Origin of the sequence: Vibrio sp. M250220, assembly GCF_036533795.1 — a bacterium.
In the GTDB taxonomy this organism is placed as follows: Bacteria; Pseudomonadota; Gammaproteobacteria; order Enterobacterales; family Vibrionaceae; genus Vibrio.
The window spans coordinates 1-542 of record NZ_JATABI010000196.1 but is presented as its reverse complement, the minus strand read 5'-3'; the positions used below and the strand labels follow the sequence as shown (position 1 = coordinate 542).

1 protein-coding gene is annotated in these 542 nt (G+C 44.6%); it reads left to right on the top strand.

Features of this window, described 5'->3' with window-relative positions:
- Window positions 1-90 precede the first annotated feature (90 nt).
- Window positions 91-542, top strand: a 452-nt coding sequence (locus QTN94_RS20395) for an Hcp family type VI secretion system effector (RefSeq protein ID WP_331428688.1), incomplete at its 3' end; no start/stop codon positions are given.

Sequence of the window (542 nt, the reverse complement as noted above, 5' to 3'; positions counted from 1 at the left end):
CTTAAATTGTTGAAATATATACATTTTAATTTTGGCACGCTTTTTGACTAAGAGTTAGTGTTATTACACACAACCTCTAAGGATTTTACTATGCCAACTCCATGTTATATTTCTATCGACGGTGAAACTCAGGGTCTGATCACGGCGGGCGCCTGTACGGCTGACTCTATCGGTGACTCTTATGTCGAAGGTCACGAAGACGAGATGCTGGTTCAGAAGTTTGAACACGTCATTTCGGTTCCGACCGATCCTCAATCTGGTCAACCTTCTGGTCAACGTGTTCATAAACCCTTCCAGTTTACCGTCACTCTCAACAAAGCCGTGCCACTGCTGTACAACGCGCTTTCTTCTGGTGAGAAGATGAAGACTGTTGAACTGAAATGGTACCGCACTTCTATCGAAGGCAAACAAGAGAACTTCTTCACCACTAAGCTAGAAAACGCGTCTATCGTCGATATCCAGTGTGAGATGCCACACTGTCAAGATCCGTCGATGTCCGACTTCACGCAAAATCTAACGGTCTCAATGTCGTACCGTAAGAT